This is a genomic window from Acinetobacter sp. YH01020 (genome assembly GCF_013420275.1).
GTDB classification, from domain to species: Bacteria; Pseudomonadota; Gammaproteobacteria; order Pseudomonadales; family Moraxellaceae; genus Acinetobacter; species Acinetobacter amyesii.
On the sequence record NZ_VOYN01000030.1, the window covers coordinates 1 to 18,489 of the forward strand.

Sequence of the window (18,489 nt, forward strand, 5' to 3'; positions counted from 1 at the left end):
GGCTGTTTTGGAAGCAGGAATATCAACACAAAAGCATTGAATAATTTTTTTAATCTTGTAGTGACTTAATTTACTGTTTTCTATCATGATTCTAGACTAACATAATCATTTTGCTAGTCTAGAGCCAAAGTAATTATTCTGCCATTATTAAAACGAGAACAATGATGACGCAAATAATACCGTCGGACACTGCATTGACACATTTACCGCCTTGGCAACTGCGTGGCGATGCTTTTATTTTGAATTATTGGATCTCTCCGAGTTTTATCCAACAAGCGCAGATGTTCCGTTTAGCGACATCGCCTTTAGGTCGTGTGGTTCAGGTGTTATTGGTCCGATACCATGATTCACCTGTGGGCCCTTATGACGAATTGCTAATTTTAGATCACCCTTTATGGAGTAAGAAAAGGTTAAGTTCGATTCCTAAGATTTATGTTTCGACAGATATCTCTGTCATTCATGGTCAAAAACTCTGGGGTATTCCTAAAGAGTTGGCAAAGTTTGAATGGCAACAACATGACAATGAAGTGGTCTGTACTATAGAAGTTGAACAACACAAAATGCAGATCCGTTTAAAAAAATCACGTTCACAGCGTTCTTTCTATATTAATAGTCATCATATCCCTGCAGCGATGTTGCAAATCAGACAAGCGTGGGAAGGTAAGCGTTATCAATTTTCACCGAAGTTTCGTGGACGGCTCTCTAAACTGAAACAGGTAGAATGGCACAACACACAGGACATTTTTCCAAATTTTTCTGAAGCACGATTATTGCAAAGCTTTTATATCCCAGAATTTAGCCTCGTTTTTCCTGCTGCAAAAATCCAAGATAAATAACCCAATAAATAAAAACCCAGTGTTTCACGTGAAACACTGGGTTTACTTTATATAAAGGAATGATTAGCTACGTTTATCCCAAAATTTACGGAACTTCGTACTGATCTCGATCACGTATTTTTTAGCTCGGTGCGAAACCGGGGTTAAGTTAATAAAGCCATGGGTTTGATCGGTATATTCTTGATAAAACACTTTCACCCCTTGCTGACGGAGTTTATGCGAATAAATTTCACCTTCGTCATGTAAAACGTCATGCCCTGCTGTCACGATATACGCCGGTGCGATACCTGCCAATTTTCCATAGGTTGGTGAAATTAATGGATCATCTAAGGCCACTGCATGTTGTTCTGCATATAAAGCCGTTACGACATCAATATCTTTTTCAGTCAGAACTAGACCATCTTTATAAGCATAGAAAGATGGGTGGCGACTCTTGAAATCCACTACTGGGTAAATTAATAGTTGAGCTTGCGGGGCAAAAACTTTTTGAGCACTGCGCTGTGCAACCGCAGTAGCAATATTGCCGCCTGCACTATCCCCTGCCACCGCAATTCGATTTTTTAGAATTTTAAACTGACGACTATTTTGATAAGTCCAAGCCAATGCATCTTCACAACTTTGCATTAATTGAGCTGGGCTGGCTTCTGGTGTTAAAGGATAATCAATACTTAAAACTTGTGTTTTGGCATGCACAGCCAATAAACGACAAACTTCATCATGCGTGTCTAAACCACCCACCACAAAACCACCACCATGATAAAACACGATCATCGGTAATTTTTTATTTGGAGCAGGATGATAATGACGCGCAAACAGCGTTGCACTTTGTAAAGGTAGACGTATATCTTGCACTTGTTTCACAAAGGTCGGCTTGGTCTTGATCGACTCCATCTGTAAATCAAATAATTTACGAGACTTCACATAGTCTTCGGTCACAAAGCCTGACTTACCTTGCTTGAGTTGAGCCGCCATCATGCATTTCACCAGCGGATCTAATTCTGGAAAAATAAACGGATAATCGAGACGTTTTGCGAGGCTTTCTTTGGCAAAGTTAGGAAGACGATCAAGTAACCGAGCAGCCGTACCTTGGCCTTTATCTTTCATATTTTTAAGTGATTCATTCAATGCAAACATGCTCTATCCTTCGAATTATGCTCTTCATACTTTCTACATGATCTAGGTCAAATGTGACCATATTCACATATAAGTCTCAACATCGACATACATAGTACAGACCTAGTTAAGCTAATCTTCTTTTATAGAGTTGTCATTGACAATTTACCCAAGTTTTATGGGTTGATTATGCTAACCCATTCTCGATAAAGGATACTCACCATGGCTAAAAAGATCATCCTTCTGTCTTTTGCGACTGCTTTTTTGGCTGTAGGCTGCGTAGCATTCCCTGAAAATGGTTACTACGATGGACGTTATGATCAACGTTATGACCGCCGTTATGATAATAATGATCGACGCTATGATAATCGTTATGATCGCCGTTACGACAGTCGTTATGAACAAGACCGCCGTACATGGGAACGTCAGCAACAACAACGTAATCGTTTAGAGCTCGAACGTAGAAAGCAGCAACTTGACCAGCGTAACTGGGAACAGAATCGTAAAAATCAACAAGAGTGGGATCGTCGTAAAAACGAACTCGAACGTCAACGTCTAGAGCAACAGCGTAAATACTCTGAAGCTGAACGTCGTAAACGTGCTGAACAAGATCGTCAAAAAGTCAGCAAAGAGCGTCAGCGCTTAGAAGAACAGCGCCGTAAAGCCAGTCAAGATCGTAGAAAACAAATTGAGCAAGAGCGCAAAAAAAATATTCAAGATTTAAGAAAGGCATCAGATCAACAACGTAAAGCGGCTGAAGAACGTCGTCGCGCGTGGGAAAATCGCCGTTAATTGTTGTTTTTGCAGATCGGTTAAAAGTAAAAAGCTCATCTACATGATGGGCTTTTTTTCGTTCACTAAAAATAGAAAAGGTAAAAAAAAGCAATAGAAAAGAAAATAGACAGAAGAGGCATCCTATCTTCTGTCTATTCTTGACTGCCTGTTGTTACAGGTCAGAGAGCATTAAACAATCTTATTGCTGAACTGTAGGTTGTGGTGCAGGCGCAGATTGAACTTCAGCACCTTGAGCTGATGGATCTGCTTGAACCACAGCACCCGATTGCTCTGGCGTTACAGATGCTTCAGTTGCAGACGTTACTTGTGCGGTTTCTGGAGATTCTACAGTTTCTTGAGAAGTACAACCTACCGCAGCTAAACCAAAACCTAAAACTGCGACAGCGAATAAACCAATTTTTTTCATCTTCATTATTTCCTTCATTGAATCATTAAAAGCAAAGCTCAACTTTGCCCGAGTCATAATGGAAAATAATTCTGTGAAGTTCCCACCTTCTGAGTTGTACTTTGTACGAGGCACGGTACAGCTTATGAAATGTTTTATTAATTAGGCGGTTTTCTTTCATTTTAATGCTTTACATCATTTTTTTAACTCAAGTGCTTTGTTTTTTATTAAAAAAATAAATATAAATGATTTTGAATAAAGCGTGATCACAGCTTTTGAATACAACAAAGTTCAACAAAACTTGCAACTCAGTTACTTAAGTGGCTGTTTTTATAAATTTCATGCAAAAAAAAGCCTGCTTATGAGAGAAGCAGGCCATGAAAAACACATTTGAAATAAATTAAGAAACTACAGCGATAGAATCTGAAACAAAGAATACTGTGCTGATCATTTTTTGTGAAATATTTAATAAAACTGATACTAAGAGTTTTTATGTATAAATATTAACCACTATTTTTTGAGGCAAAAAAAATGCTGATTCTTGGGAAATCAGCATGGAAAAGTGTTTCTAAAATCTAGAGGTAGTCACCATATCCCTCTCTCCAGTGGATATGGTCACTTCCGATAGATAAATTATGCAAATTTTCAGGCACAAAGAGAAACCGTTAAAATTTATGATGAAAATCTATAAATCCGATCAAAATATGATTATACATTCAAATCAATAATTTATATTTTCATAGAATTTAATTTTGCAGTCGATATTTTGCTGAAAAACCATTTATTTGAATAAAAAACTGCATTTAATCGCTGACTTCGCTTGAATTTTTATCCCCTGCCCCGATTTCTTTTATTAATCATGAATTCAAAACGCATGGCAGTTACGCATCGATGTCGTTTGAACGCACAGCTATAAGGACTGAACATGTTTAAGAACCCATTTAAACGGAGTAAATCAATGGCGACTGAGCAAAACCAAGACGCTCAAGATCTTCAACAAGAGCAAGCAGAACAGCAAACTCAAGCTGAAAACGAGCAAGCTGAAGTTTCAGTTGAAGATTTACAAGCACAAATCACCAATTTAGAAGAAAGCTTAAAACTTGAAAAAGCACGTACTGCAAATGCCGTATATGAAGCGCAAAAAAGTGTAGAACGCATTCAACGCGAATCTGAAAAGCATAAAGATACTGTGCTGGAAAAATTTGCAAAACAATTGCTTGAGTCAGTTGATAACCTTGAACGCGCGATTGCTGCGGCAGGTGATGAAAAATCAGGTTTATCTGAAGGTGTAGAACTTACACTGAAATCATTGCTCAGCACTTTAGAAAAATTTGGTGTGGTTGCTGTGGATACTGCAAATGGTTTCAATGCAGATCTTCACCAAGCTGTGGGCATCGATCCAAATGCCAAATCGAATGAAATTGGGACAGTATTGCAAAAAGGCTATAGCTTAAACGGTCGTCTATTACGTCCAGCTATGGTTATGGTTGGTGCATAAACCCAAATTTTCTGAGACGAATTAAAAATTTTAACCAATATTACTTGAAATTTTTTGATTGGCTCTCATATCGGATAACAAGTAAATCCCTTTTTATTTCCCTTTGAGAAAGGGAAGAGTTTGGGAATAAAAGAATTTTAGAGGAAACATCCAAATGGCGAAAATCATTGGTATTGACTTAGGTACTACAAACTCTTGCGTAGCAGTACTTGAAGGCGACAAAGTAAAAGTAATCGACAACGCTGAAGGCGCTCGTACAACCCCATCTATTATTGCGTATAAAGATGGCGAGATCCTTGTCGGTCAATCTGCTAAGCGTCAAGCAGTGACTAACCCTAAAAACACATTATTTGCAATCAAACGTTTGATCGGTCGTAAGTACCAAGACCAAGCTGTGCAAAAAGATATCGGCCTTGTACCTTACAAAATCATCAAAGCTGACAATGGCGATGCTTGGGTTGATGTAAACGACAAGAAACTTGCACCACAACAAATCTCTGCTGAAATCTTGAAAAAGATGAAAAAAACAGCTGAAGACTACCTTGGTGAAACAGTAACTGAAGCGGTAATTACTGTTCCTGCGTACTTTAACGATGCTCAACGTCAAGCGACTAAAGATGCAGGTAAAATTGCTGGTTTAGATGTTAAACGTATCATCAACGAACCAACGGCTGCTGCACTTGCGTTCGGTATGGACAAAAAAGAAGGCGACCGTAAAGTTGCGGTTTACGACTTAGGTGGTGGTACTTTCGACGTATCAATCATTGAAATCGCTGACCTTGATGGCGACCAACAAATCGAAGTATTGTCTACAAACGGTGATACATTCCTTGGTGGTGAAGACTTCGATAATGCATTAATTGAATACTTGGTTGAAGAGTTCAAGAAAGAACAAAGCGTAAACTTGAAACAAGATCCGCTTGCACTTCAACGTTTAAAAGAAGCTGCTGAAAAAGCAAAAATCGAGCTTTCTTCTTCGAATGCAACAGAAATCAACCTTCCATACATCACAGCAGATGCGACTGGTCCTAAACACTTAGTGATCAACGTGACTCGCTCTAAACTTGAAGGTTTAGTTGCTGAATTGGTTGCTCGTACAATTGAACCATGTAAGATTGCACTTAAAGATGCAGGTCTTTCAACCTCTGACATCTCTGACGTAATCTTGGTGGGTGGTCAGTCTCGTATGCCACTTGTACAACAAAAAGTACAAGAGTTCTTCGGCCGTGAGCCACGTAAAGACGTGAACCCAGATGAAGCTGTAGCGATGGGTGCTGCGATTCAAGGTGCAGTACTTTCAGGTGATAAAACTGACGTACTTCTTCTTGACGTAACTCCATTGACTCTTGGTATCGAAACAATGGGTGGCGTGTTAACAGCAATCATCGAGAAAAACACCACGATTCCTGCGAAGAAATCTCAAGTGTTCTCAACTGCTGCTGACAACCAACCTGCTGTAGACATTTCAGTTTACCAAGGTGAACGTAAAATGGCTCAACAAAACAAATTGTTAGGTAACTTCCAATTAGGCGATATCCCACCTGCTCCACGTGGTGTGCCACAAATTGAAGTATCTTTCGACATCAACGCTGATGGTATCTTGAAAGTATCTGCAAAAGATAAGAGCACAGGTAAAGAGCAATCCATTCAAATTAAAGCTAACTCTGGTTTGAGCGATGCTGAAATTGAAGCGATGATCAAAGATGCTGAAGCGAATGCTGAAGAAGATCGTAAATTTGAAGAATTAGCGAAAGCACGTAACGAAGCTGATGCACTTGTTTCTTCTGCTCAAAAAGCAGTAAAAGATCTTGGTGAACAGGTAACTGCTGATGAGAAATCTGCAATCGATGCTGCTGTAGCTGAGCTCGAAGCAGCGACTAAAGAAAACGATGTAGATGCAATCAAAGCGAAAACTGAAGCACTTCAAAACATCATTATGCCGATCACTCAACGTGCTTATGAAGCTGCACAAGGTCAAGGCGGTGCTGAAGGTTTTGATCCTAACGCTTTCCAAGGCGCTGAAGGTCAAGCTCAAAAAGCAGATGACGGCGTTGTAGATGCTGAGTTCACTGAAGTTAAAGATGACAAAAAATAATTTGTCGCTTTAACCGAGTTTTTCAAAGCTCAAAAAGACCGCGCGAAAGCGCGGTTTTTTATGTTATTTTTCATTATCTTTAAAATAAAACATAATTTACATGAAAAATTTTATCAAGCTTTTGCTCTTAGCTGCGGGAATGTCCGTGATGTTTCATTATCCGATGGGTAATCTATTAATCATTCTGCCTTCAAACATACTATTATCCCCTCTCAATTATCTACAATTTTTGGGGCTTGATGCGGCCTTCACACTTGGACTCCTCATAAGTTGCCTAATTTTATATATGTTTAATATTCAGCAGCGCTACACATGGAGCTTAGGATTTATCTCACTATTTATCGGCATTATTTTTTATACATTAGCTCAATGTTTTAAACTCGAAATATCGATCTATAGTTTGGAACACGTTAAAGAATATGGATTTAATTTCAAATATCTCATTGAATTGGTTTTTTTCATATTTATCTCTATAGGATTCATTCTTATTTATAAATCCAATTTACCAGCCAAATTAACTGGAAAAAAAGCGTAATGCTATTGTTAAGACAACGCTAAAATTTCAAGATGGTATATATTTGACTATGACGTGGACAAAATTCAAGCTAAATTAAACCCCTATTATTGTGTTCATTTACTATGCGCTTTGTCTCAGCACTCATAACAGTGGGGATACTGTATTTAGCTTATTTACAGTTTCAAGTTAAATCCCATCCACAGCTTCGCTTTAATTCTGCGTGGGATCGAATTTCCCATCCTTTTGACACACGATTACGCTTTCGTGTTGCAGACGTCGACCCACGCTTTGGTTTAACCCAGCAACAGGTGATCCAACTTAGCCAAGAGGCTGCAGAGATATGGCATAAAGGGACGCTCAAACCGTTATTTATCTATGACCCAGATGCACAACTGGCGATCCATCTAATTTATGATGACCGCCAAGAACAATACAATGCCTATAAGCAAGTCCAAAAGACCTTAGCCGCAGATAAAGCCCGTAATGATTTATATGCCGAGAACTTAGCAAATTCGAGAAAAGGTCTGGAGATGAATGAGCAACAGCTCCGATCAAAACAAGCCATGATCCGTGCTGAAATAGTACAACTGTCGCAAGAACGTATGGGTTGGAGCCGAATCGAGCATGCGCAAGGCCCCAACATGCAACGCGTTGAAAGAGAACTTGCGCAAGTCAAAGCACAAGCAATGCTATTAGACCAAGAAATAGATCGATTTAATCAGCAAAATGATCAATTTAACCAACAAGTCTCAAGCTATAACCAGCAAATTGATCAATATAATGCAGGCGTGATACAAGCCAGTCAGCGCTTTCCTGCACGAGAGTTTCATAAAGGTGTCTTTATGGGAGATCAGATTCAGATTTATCAATTTGATGCCGAAGATGATTTACGCCTCACCCTTGCCCACGAACTCGGACATGCTCTCGGCTTATCTCACCATAATGACCCTGCTGCATTAATGTACCCAATCTTGGGCGCGCAACAATTAGAAAACTTTAAACTGATGCCAGCAGACCAAAGCTTACTGTATTATCGCTAGTGTGCCCTGAGCATAAAAAACCATACAATTTATAAGGATATTTCAGGATTCACCAACAATAATTAGCATTTCATGTTATTGTTGATTTGCAATAAATCCCTTATATCAATGACATCTTACGTGGAGAGCAATGTGAGTTACTACCATATCTTAATTGAAGTGAATGACCACATCAGCACGATTGAACAAACCCGTGATATTGAGATTTTTGATATTACAGACATTCAACCTTATCTCCATGCGGTACTTTTACCCTTTTTTAATGAGCAATTAATTGAGCTCGAAGACGAAAATCTTGAGTTTAAAGATGTCTTGCATTTACAGGTCAAACAAACCCTATTGCCGATCCGTGACCTCATCGAAGAAGAACAACGCCTGCTTCCGAGTGATACCGATGTCACCATTACGGCATATGAAATTTTTAATAATTATCAATTGACTCAAGACGTGACTACCGTAATTTTAGATCTATTAGAAGCACTAAAATTTGAAGCCTAATATCGATTTTAAACATTAAAAAAGCCCTCTAAATGAGGGCTTTTTTATGGCTCAATTCATCATCGCGATTAGATCGAGAATGAAGATCCACATCCACACGTGGTTGTCGCATTCGGGTTTTGAACCACAAATCGAGAACCTTCAAGACCTTCAATATAGTCGACTGTTGAACCAACTAAATATTGATAGCTCAGTGAATCAACCAACATCTTCACATCACCATTGATAAATTCAGCATCATCTTCGTTTTGGCTTTCAGCAAAATTAAATCCATATGAGAAACCTGAACAACCACCACCAGTCACATATACACGTAACATAAGGTCTTGATTACCTTCACTCTCACGCAATTGGCGTACTTTATTGGCAGCATTGTCAGTCAGCACAAGTGCTTGAGCATTCATGATGGATTCCTCTGAGTCATTGGGGTGTCTTTAAAAAGAAAAGACCATATTTCAAGTATAACATACTCAATATATGGTCAGTCTTAACAGTTTAAAGTTAAATCAGAGTATTTTTCTCAAGATTCATTTAAAACTTATTTATAGTTTTCTTCCTGTAATGCGCATTCGAAGTTTTTAGGGTCTTGTTTACAGCGGAATTGCCATAATAGTTTCATCATTCGCTTGTCGTAGATACCACGTTTAGTCAAATCGATACGCGCTTCACGCATCATTTTTTGATAACCAGCTTTGTCTGCAGTTGGAACATCCATCCAATATTTGGCTGGAATTTCTGACTTCATTTTGCCTAAAATCGTGAATGCACGAGGTAATTGTGTTTTGACCCAATCACGTGATTTTTGCCCATAACCTGCTGGGAATTTATCTGGGCGAATAATGATATTTCCCGTCACTTGTAAAATTGGATAATTGACGATTGCGCCTTTGCTGCCTAAACCTTTGTGTAATTCTAATGGTTTGAACACAGCTGCAGGAGCACCAATAATATCCACCTGACCATTGTTAAATTTAGCGCCAAAATTGGTTACATCGGCACTGACCGCTTGAGCCCCGACCTGCTGCACCATAATTTTCTGCGCTTCATCATAATCAAGCACCGCAATTTTTTTACCTGCGGCTTTAGCGACAGTATTGATACTACGATCATTCACCAACAGGTAGGCATCACCAACAGGTATCACACCTGCCACTTCATATTTACTATTGACCATGCTTTTAGCAAACGTTGGACTCGCAAGACCTTGCATAATTTTTACGGCCAATTTCAAATCTGGAATTGCACCAATCGCATCTAAAGAACCGGTAAAATTGTTGAATTGGCGGCCACGCATACCGGTGACGCTGATCCCATCACATTTCCCTGCTTTAAAATCTTCTGCAATCACCGCTTCATTTTGACCGACGCGGAGCTCAATGTCTGCGCCCCAGTTTTTTGCTGCCAATTGATAATCCTTCATCAGGGTAAAAACATCACCATTTTTACCCACCAAATCAAATACACACACCACTTGCTTCGCTTGAGCTACGCCAGTCACCGCCATTAATGCAGCAGCAACGCTCAATGCCTTTGTCCATTGTTTCATACTGACTTTCCTTGTTTTTTTACTGTTTTTGTTTTTAACCATTTTTTAATTTTGGGTCATGCTGAGTTCGATTCAATTGACTCACAGCCCTCGATTTTAATTTAGATTACCTGAATATTTTGCTGACTCAATGGCGAGAATGACCTATAAATTTGCAAAAAAAAGCCTGGATAAATCCAGACTTTTTTCTTTAAATATCAGCTTATTCGCCGCCAAGTGAACATTCAAAATTGGCTTTATCGACAGAACAACGTGCCTTTTTCAATACAGACATCATTCCTGCATCATAAATGCCACGTTTCGTCATATCCATACGACCTTCACGCAGTAATTTTTGATATTTGGTTTTATCTTCTGCACTTAGGTTAAGTTTATATTTCGCAGGAATACCCGCTTCTAGACGGTTAATCATCGCGATACTCTTCGGTAAGTGTTTCACAAACCAATCACGAGATTTTTGACCAAAGCCAGCTGGGAACTGATCAGGACGAATAATAAAGTCCGCAGTCACTTGTAGAACTGGGAAGTTAAACATCGCACCATTGGTACCTAAACCTTTATAGATCTCTAATGGTTTGTAGGCATATGCAGGCGCACCCACCATATCCACCTGACCATTATTAAACTTCGCCACAAAGTTAGATACATCTGAAATCACAGCTTGAGCGCCGACACGTTGCACCATAATTTTTTGTGCTTCGTCATAGCCTAATACTGCAAACTTTTTACCTGCTGCTTTTTCAATTGAGTCAATTTTCTTGTCTTTGACAAAGATGAATGCTGAACCCAGTGGGGCAATACCCGCCACTTCGTATTTTTTACCACCTAGGTTACTAACCATTTTTGCAGCATTACGTTGGTCTAATGCAAAGGTAATCGCACGTTGCGCAATCGCATTGCTCGGTGCGCCACCCACCGCATCAATAGAGCCTGCAAATTTATTGTACTGACGGGCACGCATCGCCGTCATAAATACGCCGTCACATTTACCTGCTTTAAAGTCATTGTCGGCTACTGCTTCGTCTTGACGCGGAATTAAGTTAATTTCAGCACCCCAGCCTTTTGCTGCAAGCGCCCATTCCTGAGCCATTTGATATGACTCGCCTGACTTACCCAGTAAGTCAAATACACAGATATCTACTTTTGCTGCCTGAGCTGAACCAGCAAAGCCAATTGCAGCAAATGTAGCCAATGATAGGAGCGTTTTTTTCATTCTATTTTCCTTTCAAATCTTTTTATGGTTCAGAGGTGTCCTTACACAACGCCGATATTAAGCAAGTTAATTTAAAAAAAATAGAGCATTTACTCCATTTATTTATGTCATTTTGGCACATTCTGTTTTTTTGTGATTAATATCACTTTTTTATTTAAGGCAAAATTATAAATATAATCATCATGTTGTATGCAAAAAAGGCTTTTTGCATTTACAGCCTTTTTATGAAACTTTACAAAGAAATACAGAAAAAAGCTTATTCACCCGCCACTGAACACTCAAAATTGGTTCGCTCAATCGTACAACGTGCTTTTTTCAGTACCGTCATCATGGTGGAGTCGTAGATTCCTTGTTTGGTTAAATCCATCCGTCCTTCACGCAAAATTTTCTGATATTTCAACTGATCATATTTGCTGAGATTCATCTTATATTTGGCAGGAATTTCAGCTTCCATGCGTTTTACCATGGCAAAACTTTTCGGTAATTGTTTAACGAACCATTGCCGAGAGGGTTCAGCAAAACCATCTGGGAATTTATTGTTACGAATAATCAGGTCTGCCGTGACATTCACCACAGGAAAATTCACCATCGCCCCGGTAGTGCCTAAGCCTTTTGAAATTTCGAGTGGCTTAAAGGCATAAGCCGGCGCAGCCACAATTTCAACTTCGGCCTGATTAAATTTGCGAATAAAATTGGAAATTTCCGACATGACTGGCACAGCGCCGACACGGTCGACCATCTCTTTTTGCGCATAGTCATAATGCAAAATGGCAAATTTTTTACCTTCAGCTTTTTCTAAATTATTGATATTGCGATCACGGACAAAAATATAGGCTGAACCAATTTGCCCAATCCCTGCCACTTCATAACTATCTTTACCTGAATTGGTAATCAGTCGCTTACTGTTCCGCTTATCTAAGACATAGGTAATGGCTTTTTGTGCGATAGTATTGTTCGGTACACCGCCAATGGCATCAATCGAACCGGCAAATTTGTTATACGCACGTGCCCGCATCGAGGTCATATAAAATGCGTCACATTTCCCTTCTTTAAAATCTTTATCGACTTTGGATTCATCTTGATATGAAATCAGTTGAACTTGTGCTCCCCATGCCTTACTGGCCAGAGACCACTCTTCCATCAGCTTATAAGATTCCCCCGCTTTTCCAAGTAAATCGAACACACAAACCTTCTGATTGGCATAGCTTTGTGCAGACATCACACCTGAAAGAAGCGATAAAATTAAAATTCCTTTTCTCATTTCTTATATTCCCAATATGTTTTATTAATCCATTTAAAACAATAACTTGAAATATTTTTTTAATACTAAAGCCCGTTCAATACACCTAAATACGTGGAATCTGTCACATTTTTTCAGATGGTTGCGATGCTTTGTTTTTTCTTTTGCAAAGCCATCCATTAGAATAGCCCCACATTCTTCTTGTTTAGTTAGTTCCATGATTCAGTTAGACCAACTTTCCATTCGTCGCGGTGGGCGTGTTTTATTTCAAAAAGCATCTATGCAATTGCATCCAGGCTGGAAAATCGGCTTAACCGGTGTAAATGGTGCGGGTAAATCGACTCTTTTTTCTGCGCTTTTAGGTGGAATGGAATCTGATGGCGGATCCTTAACTCGTCCTGCAGTATGGACCGTCGCTCATATGGCACAAGAAATCAAAGCACTCGATATGAAAGCGATTGATTTCGTTCTTTCAGGCGATGAGGAATATTGGGATATACAACATAAACTTGAACATCCAGAACAATTAGACAATGAAGCATTGGCACACTTATATGGCCGATTTGATGAAATCCATGGCTATACAGCTCCATCCAAAGCCTCACAGCTGATGGCTGGCCTGGGATTCTTTGAACATCAGTCCCAGCTCAATGTTTCAAGCTTTTCAGGTGGTTGGCGTATGCGTTTAAACCTTGCGCGTACCCTGATGAGCCGTTCTGACCTGTTATTACTCGATGAGCCAACCAACCACTTAGACTTAGATGCGATTTTGTGGTTAGAAGATTGGTTAAAAGCTTACGAAGGCACACTGATCTTAATTTCACATGACCGTGATTTCTTAGATGCGGTGACTGATCATATTTTACACATCGAAAATCAAGAGCTGACGCTTTACACCGGTAACTATTCAACCTTTGAACGCACCCGTTCTGAGCGCTTGGCACAACAACAACAAGCCTATGAAAAACAACTCGAAACTCGTGCGCATCTCCAAAAATTTATTGACCGTTTTAAAGCCAAAGCGACTAAAGCTAAGCAGGCTCAAAGCCGTATTAAACAATTAGAACGTATGCAGGAACTTTCTGCCGCGCATGTCGATACGCCATTTACCTTTAGTTTCCGTGAGCCAACCAAAATGAGCTCGCCGCTGTTACAAATGGAACATGTCGATATTGGCTATGGTGACAAACTGATTGCCACCAATGTGAATTTACAGATTACCCCAAACAGTCGTATTGGTTTACTGGGAATGAATGGTGCGGGTAAATCAACCTTAATTAAATCCTTGGTTGGTGACCTTCCCTTATTACAAGGGACGCGCAAAGCCTCGGAACTGTTAAATATTGGCTATTTTGCACAGCATCAAATGGATGCTCTAGATGGCAATGCCAGCCCAATGTTGCAATTATCTCGAATCGCTGACAAAAAAATCAGTGAAGCGGTATTACGTTCATTCTTAGGTAGCTTTGGTTTTAGTGGCGAACGCATGGATACGCCAAGTGAAGGATTTTCAGGCGGTGAACGAGCACGATTGGCTTTAGCTTTGATTGTTTGGCAGCGCCCCAATGTTTTAATTCTAGATGAACCGACCAACCATTTAGACCTTGATATGCGTCATGCGCTAACTATGGCATTACAAGACTTTGAAGGCGCTGTGGTTTTGGTTTCGCATGAACGTCAATTGATTGCCAGTGTTTGTGACGAATTATTATTGGTACATCATGGGAAATGTCGCGAATTTGATGGTGACCTCGTGGCTTATGCCGATTGGCTGCGTCAAGCACGGATCGACATGATGAAAAATAGTCAACAAGCCCCGACTCCCATCAAATCTCAAGTTGAAACTAAACCGACGATTTCCAAAGTCGATAAAGAAGCGCAACGTAAAGAAGCTGCACGTCAGCGTGAATTGACCCGCCCGATTCGTAAAAACATTGAAAAAAATGAAGCGCAAATCAGCAAAATTCAGCCACGCTTAAACGAAATCGAGGAATTATTAGCAGACAGTGCTTTATATGAAGCCAGTCGTAAAGATGACTTACTCAAACTAATGAATGAGCAAACAGAATTAAAAGCCAAACTTGAATCTGTCGAAGAGCAAATGCTTGAATTAATGATGGAATTAGAAGAAATGGAAAGTAGTTTTGAAGCTTAATTTAAAAAGCAAAACCCTAGATTTGCATTATTAAGAAAACCTAACTTAAGCTCAAAAAATCAATCGCCGTGAAATTTAAATGTTCCACGGCGATTTTTTATTTAAACTTCACAATAATAATCACACTATAAATCTAAAAAATATTTAAAAAATCGAATGTTCATATCCAACTGGTTATTGCATCGTTAAGGCATTTCTATTCGGAAAGAATCTAAAAATTCAGCGATCGCTTTTACCCTAATTTTGTAAATGAATTCAAAAAAATATACTTCACATCAAACTCATTACCACAGTTATCCACAAAAGCCATTTTTAAATTCAAATCTTAGTTTTAAATTCATTTTTTATTTTTTAAATTCAAAATATCGAACCACCTTTTTTATGGATAAATATTTTTAAATGATGTTATCCACAATTATAAATGACTTTGATGTTGAACACTATTAAATGTGAAAATTCACAAAACTTATCCACATTTGCAAGATGGATGCATTTTATCTCCATTCACGACATCAATTTAAACTTTTTATTGTTTAAGATAAGGCAGAAGGATGGGCTTTTTTTGCCTTTAAAAAACGTAATTCTTGTATTTTCCAGGTCTGATCAAAATGCCAGATTTCCTGTATTTGCTGCTGTGTTTCGGCTAAACCAATTAAAATTTTGCACTCAGTTTGGTCACGATTAAACTCATATTCTTCAAATTCTACGTCTGGTTTTTGTGGTTTCCAAACCCCATTCTTCACTGCATGTGCAATACGTTCATAGCGGACATAATTACTTTCGACACGCCCGTCTTGCTCATAAACCACCTTAAAGTGCTCATCTTCGTATTTGGCAAGAACGGTATAATTTCCGGTAAAAAATGCATTTACCCAGATGTCACGAATGTGTTCAAGTTGATTGTCCATCATATATAGACCTCTTATTTTTAGCTGCTAAGTTCAAATAGATTTGAGCTTAGCATCAGAATAAGTCAATTTTATAAAACACAAATTGGCGATTTAATATTCAATTTTATTTAAGATAGCATAAAAAAAAAGCACTCCCAAGAGTGCTTTTTTGAATGATTCTGTAATCAGAATTTAGGCATCAATATCCGCATTTAACGCATTTTCTTCAATGAAGGCACGACGTGGTTCCACATCATCACCCATCAAGCAAGAGAACATACGATCAGCTTCAATCGCATCCTGTACCGTTACTTGCAGCATGTTACGGTTCTCAGGATCCATCGTGGTTTCCCAAAGCTGCTCAGCATTCATCTCACCCAAACCTTTATAGCGCTGAATCATCATGCCACGGCGTGAGTCTTGTAAGATGTTTTGCCAAACCTGATGGAAGCTGCTCACTGGAATTTTGCGCTCGCCTTTTTGTAGGTAAGCACCTTCTTCCAATAAGGTGAACCAACTCTTCGAATTTTTGAGTAAACGCGCATATTCACCTGAACCCAATAGACCTGAATCTAACAAGTATTGGTGCGGTAAATTATGAACATAGATGGTAATACGCGGGAAATAGGTCGCTGACTTATTGCCTTCAGTATCTTCATGCTCAAAAGTTTCTAAGCTTAATTCAGGACGTAGGCTAGGTTGAGTTTTCTCAATATTGGCACGTAGTTGCTCACCCCAAGTCTGTACATAGTCTTGGTTATTTGCTTGATCTAACTTAAAGCCTTCTACTGCCAATAAGCCATCCAACACACTTGCAGGATAACGTACAGTCAGACGATGCAAACTCTTTTGAGAGGTTTGATAATCCGCAATCACACCCGCTAAAGCCTCACCACGAATGGCAGGTGCTTCTGCACTGATGTGTAATTCAAGCTCATCAATTGCATTTGAAATCAGGTAAGTCTCAAGCGCATCATTATCTTTGATGTACTGTTCTTGCTTACCTTTTTTCAGCTTATACAATGGTGGCTGTGCAATATAAATATATCCACGTTCCACAAGTTCTGGCATTTGACGGAAGAAGAAGGTCAACAGTAACGTACGAATGTGCGAACCATCGACGTCGGCATCGGTCATGATGATGATTTTGTGATAACGCAGTTTGTCTGGGTTATATTCCTCACGGCCAATACCACAGCCTAAAGCGGTAATCAATGTTCCCACTTCTTGAGAAGAAATCATCTTGTCAAAACGTGCACGTTCCACGTTGAGGATTTTACCTTTAAGTGGCAAAATCGCTTGCATCTTACGGTTACGGCCCTGTTTTGCAGAACCGCCCGCAGAGTCACCTTCGACTAAGTAAAGTTCAGATAATGCAGGATCTTTTTCCTGACAATCGGCCAATTTACCTGGCAGGCCTGCAATATCAAGCGCACTCTTACGACGTGTCATTTCACGTGCTTTACGTGCTGCATCACGCGCACGTGCCGCATCAATAATTTTGCCTGCAATCGATTTAGCAGCTTGTGGATTCTCTAAAAGATATTCAGAGAACGATTTATTCATGGCTTGCTCTACCGCAGTTTTCACTTCGCTCGACACCAATTTTTCTTTGGTTTGCGAAGAAAATTTTGGATCAGGCACTTTCACCGAAACAATCGCAGTTAAACCTTCACGCGCATCATCACCAGAAACTGCTACTTTCTCTTTTTTGAGTAAGTTTTCGCTTTCCATGTAGCTGTTTAAGCCACGAGTTAATGCAGCACGGAAACCCGCTAAATGCGTACCACCATCTTTTTGTGGAATGTTGTTGGTAAAGCAACGAACATTTTCCTGATAAGAATCATTCCACTGCAATGCAACTTCTACACCAATGCCATTATCCGCTTGAGTAGTAAAGTGGAAGATATCATTCAGATGGGTTTTGCCTTGGTTAATATATTTTACAAACTCAGACAAACCACCTTCATAGTCATAAACGTGCTCTAAATTGATACGTTCGTCACGTAGCACAATTCGCACACCTGCATTCAGGAAAGATAATTCACGTAAACGACGCGCCAAAATATCGACATTAAAAATCGTTTGACTGAAGGTTTCAGAACTTGGCCAAAAATGTACACGTGTACCGGTACGATCTGTCTCACCCACCACTTTTAATGGATACACAGAATCACCGTGTTTATATTCTTGCTGGTGGATTTGACCCGCACGATGAATAGTTAATTCGAGCTTGCTTGAAAGCGCATTCACCACGGATACACCTACACCGTGTAGACCGCCTGAAACTTTATAGCTATTATCATCAAATTTACCGCCCGCATGCAGAATCGTTAAAATCACTTCTGCTGCAGAAACACCTTCTTCTGGGTGAATATCGGTAGGAATACCACGGCCGTTATCCGATACGCTCACAGATTCATCTTCATGGATGGTGACTTGAATTTCGTCACAATGACCTGCCAACGCTTCATCAATTGAGTTATCGACAACTTCAAACACCATGTGGTGTAGGCCAGTACCATCGTCAGTATCACCAATATACATGCCCGGACGCTTACGTACAGCGTCTAGACCACGTAATACTTTGATGCTAGAGGAATCATAAGCTTTTTCTATGGTTTGTTCTGTTTGAGAAGCAGCTTGATCTTCTGAACTCATGGTTTCT

General features: G+C 39.5%; 15 protein-coding genes and 1 pseudogene. 7 read left to right on the forward strand and 9 right to left on the reverse strand.

Annotated features, from left to right (window positions below):
- Positions 1-87 (reverse strand): annotated as a pseudogene (locus tag FTT85_RS11700) (IS1595 family transposase); the annotation flags it as partial.
- A gap of 77 nt (positions 88-164) precedes the next feature.
- On the opposite strand from FTT85_RS11700, the gene FTT85_RS11705 reads away from it, so the two are divergent.
- Positions 165-836, forward strand: coding sequence for an acetoacetate decarboxylase family protein (locus FTT85_RS11705; RefSeq protein WP_180027167.1), 672 nt, complete (start codon positions 165-167; stop codon positions 834-836).
- A 63-nt stretch (positions 837-899) separates the two neighbouring features.
- On the opposite strand, the gene FTT85_RS11710 is transcribed toward FTT85_RS11705, so the two are convergent.
- Complete coding sequence (locus FTT85_RS11710) at positions 900-1,970, reverse strand: alpha/beta hydrolase (RefSeq protein WP_180027164.1); 1,071 nt, start codon at positions 1,968-1,970, stop codon at positions 900-902.
- A 201-nt stretch (positions 1,971-2,171) separates the two neighbouring features.
- Between FTT85_RS11710 and FTT85_RS11715 the strand changes: the two genes are divergently transcribed.
- On the forward strand, positions 2,172-2,741 hold the full coding sequence (locus FTT85_RS11715) for a hypothetical protein (RefSeq protein ID WP_180183611.1): 570 nt from the start codon (positions 2,172-2,174) through the stop codon (positions 2,739-2,741).
- 181 nt (positions 2,742-2,922) lie between these two features.
- Here FTT85_RS11715 and FTT85_RS11720 read toward each other — a convergent pair whose 3' ends face one another.
- Positions 2,923-3,150: a hypothetical protein gene (locus FTT85_RS11720; RefSeq protein ID WP_257232155.1), complete on the reverse strand. Its 228-nt coding sequence runs from the start codon at positions 3,148-3,150 to the stop codon at positions 2,923-2,925.
- 937 nt (positions 3,151-4,087) lie between these two features.
- Between FTT85_RS11720 and grpE the strand changes: the two genes are divergently transcribed.
- The 4 genes from grpE (at position 4,088) to FTT85_RS11740 (ending at position 8,777) form a co-directional block, all read left to right on the forward strand.
- On the forward strand, positions 4,088-4,627 hold the full coding sequence (gene grpE / locus FTT85_RS11725) for a nucleotide exchange factor GrpE (protein ID WP_111885723.1): 540 nt from the start codon (positions 4,088-4,090) through the stop codon (positions 4,625-4,627).
- Positions 4,628-4,781: 154 nt separating this feature from the next.
- Complete coding sequence (dnaK, locus tag FTT85_RS11730) at positions 4,782-6,722, forward strand: molecular chaperone DnaK (protein ID WP_078194438.1); 1,941 nt, start codon at positions 4,782-4,784, stop codon at positions 6,720-6,722.
- A 639-nt stretch (positions 6,723-7,361) separates the two neighbouring features.
- Positions 7,362-8,279 (forward strand): matrixin family metalloprotease, encoded by a 918-nt coding sequence (locus tag FTT85_RS11735; RefSeq protein WP_180183613.1) that lies wholly within the window; start codon positions 7,362-7,364, stop codon positions 8,277-8,279.
- Positions 8,280-8,399: 120 nt separating this feature from the next.
- Positions 8,400-8,777 (forward strand): hypothetical protein, encoded by a 378-nt coding sequence (locus tag FTT85_RS11740; protein WP_171263823.1) that lies wholly within the window; start codon positions 8,400-8,402, stop codon positions 8,775-8,777.
- Between the two features lie 68 nt (positions 8,778-8,845).
- On the opposite strand, the gene erpA is transcribed toward FTT85_RS11740, so the two are convergent.
- The 4 genes from erpA to FTT85_RS11760 form a co-directional block, all read right to left on the reverse strand.
- Positions 8,846-9,181 (reverse strand): iron-sulfur cluster insertion protein ErpA, encoded by a 336-nt coding sequence (gene erpA, locus FTT85_RS11745; protein ID WP_078194440.1) that lies wholly within the window; start codon positions 9,179-9,181, stop codon positions 8,846-8,848.
- 134 nt (positions 9,182-9,315) lie between these two features.
- Positions 9,316-10,323, reverse strand: coding sequence for a putative solute-binding protein (locus FTT85_RS11750; protein WP_180109501.1), 1,008 nt, complete (start codon positions 10,321-10,323; stop codon positions 9,316-9,318).
- A 202-nt stretch (positions 10,324-10,525) separates the two neighbouring features.
- Positions 10,526-11,536 carry a putative solute-binding protein gene (locus FTT85_RS11755; RefSeq protein ID WP_180183614.1) on the reverse strand — a complete coding sequence of 337 codons (1,011 nt, stop codon included), beginning with the start codon at positions 11,534-11,536 and terminating at the stop codon, positions 10,526-10,528.
- 256 nt (positions 11,537-11,792) lie between these two features.
- On the reverse strand, positions 11,793-12,797 hold the full coding sequence (locus tag FTT85_RS11760; RefSeq protein ID WP_180183615.1) for a putative solute-binding protein: 1,005 nt from the start codon (positions 12,795-12,797) through the stop codon (positions 11,793-11,795).
- 196 nt (positions 12,798-12,993) lie between these two features.
- Here FTT85_RS11760 and FTT85_RS11765 point away from each other — a divergent pair, with 196 nt between their 5' ends.
- Positions 12,994-14,931 (forward strand): ATP-binding cassette domain-containing protein, encoded by a 1,938-nt coding sequence (locus FTT85_RS11765; RefSeq protein WP_180050916.1) that lies wholly within the window; start codon positions 12,994-12,996, stop codon positions 14,929-14,931.
- 533 nt (positions 14,932-15,464) lie between these two features.
- Here FTT85_RS11765 and FTT85_RS11770 read toward each other — a convergent pair.
- Both FTT85_RS11770 and gyrB read right to left on the reverse strand, forming a co-directional pair.
- A complete protein-coding gene (locus tag FTT85_RS11770; protein WP_180009124.1) occupies positions 15,465-15,842 on the reverse strand; it encodes a hypothetical protein in 378 nt (125 codons plus the stop codon).
- A gap of 171 nt (positions 15,843-16,013) precedes the next feature.
- Positions 16,014-18,482, reverse strand: a complete 2,469-nt coding sequence (gene gyrB / locus FTT85_RS11775) for a DNA topoisomerase (ATP-hydrolyzing) subunit B (protein WP_180183616.1) — start codon at positions 18,480-18,482, stop codon at positions 16,014-16,016.
- Positions 18,483-18,489: the final 7 nt, after the last annotated feature.

Excerpts from the sequence above, each read along its gene's own strand:
- FTT85_RS11705 (WP_180027167.1), top strand. The coding sequence starts at position 165 with ATGACGCAAATAATACCGTCGGACACTGCATTGACACATTTACCGCCT.
- FTT85_RS11710 (WP_180027164.1), bottom strand. The coding sequence starts at position 1,970 with ATGTTTGCATTGAATGAATCACTTAAAAATATGAAAGATAAAGGCCAA.
- FTT85_RS11715 (WP_180183611.1), top strand. The coding sequence starts at position 2,172 with ATGGCTAAAAAGATCATCCTTCTGTCTTTTGCGACTGCTTTTTTGGCT.
- FTT85_RS11720 (WP_257232155.1), bottom strand. The coding sequence starts at position 3,150 with ATGAAAAAAATTGGTTTATTCGCTGTCGCAGTTTTAGGTTTTGGTTTA.
- grpE (WP_111885723.1), top strand. The coding sequence starts at position 4,088 with ATGGCGACTGAGCAAAACCAAGACGCTCAAGATCTTCAACAAGAGCAA.
- dnaK (WP_078194438.1), top strand. The coding sequence starts at position 4,782 with ATGGCGAAAATCATTGGTATTGACTTAGGTACTACAAACTCTTGCGTA.
- FTT85_RS11735 (WP_180183613.1), top strand. The coding sequence starts at position 7,362 with ATGCGCTTTGTCTCAGCACTCATAACAGTGGGGATACTGTATTTAGCT.
- erpA (WP_078194440.1), bottom strand. The coding sequence starts at position 9,181 with ATGAATGCTCAAGCACTTGTGCTGACTGACAATGCTGCCAATAAAGTA.
- FTT85_RS11750 (WP_180109501.1), bottom strand. The coding sequence starts at position 10,323 with ATGAAACAATGGACAAAGGCATTGAGCGTTGCTGCTGCATTAATGGCG.
- FTT85_RS11755 (WP_180183614.1), bottom strand. The coding sequence starts at position 11,536 with ATGAAAAAAACGCTCCTATCATTGGCTACATTTGCTGCAATTGGCTTT.
- FTT85_RS11760 (WP_180183615.1), bottom strand. The coding sequence starts at position 12,797 with ATGAGAAAAGGAATTTTAATTTTATCGCTTCTTTCAGGTGTGATGTCT.
- FTT85_RS11765 (WP_180050916.1), top strand. The coding sequence starts at position 12,994 with ATGATTCAGTTAGACCAACTTTCCATTCGTCGCGGTGGGCGTGTTTTA.
- FTT85_RS11770 (WP_180009124.1), bottom strand. The coding sequence starts at position 15,842 with ATGATGGACAATCAACTTGAACACATTCGTGACATCTGGGTAAATGCA.
- gyrB (WP_180183616.1), bottom strand. The coding sequence starts at position 18,482 with ATGAGTTCAGAAGATCAAGCTGCTTCTCAAACAGAACAAACCATAGAA.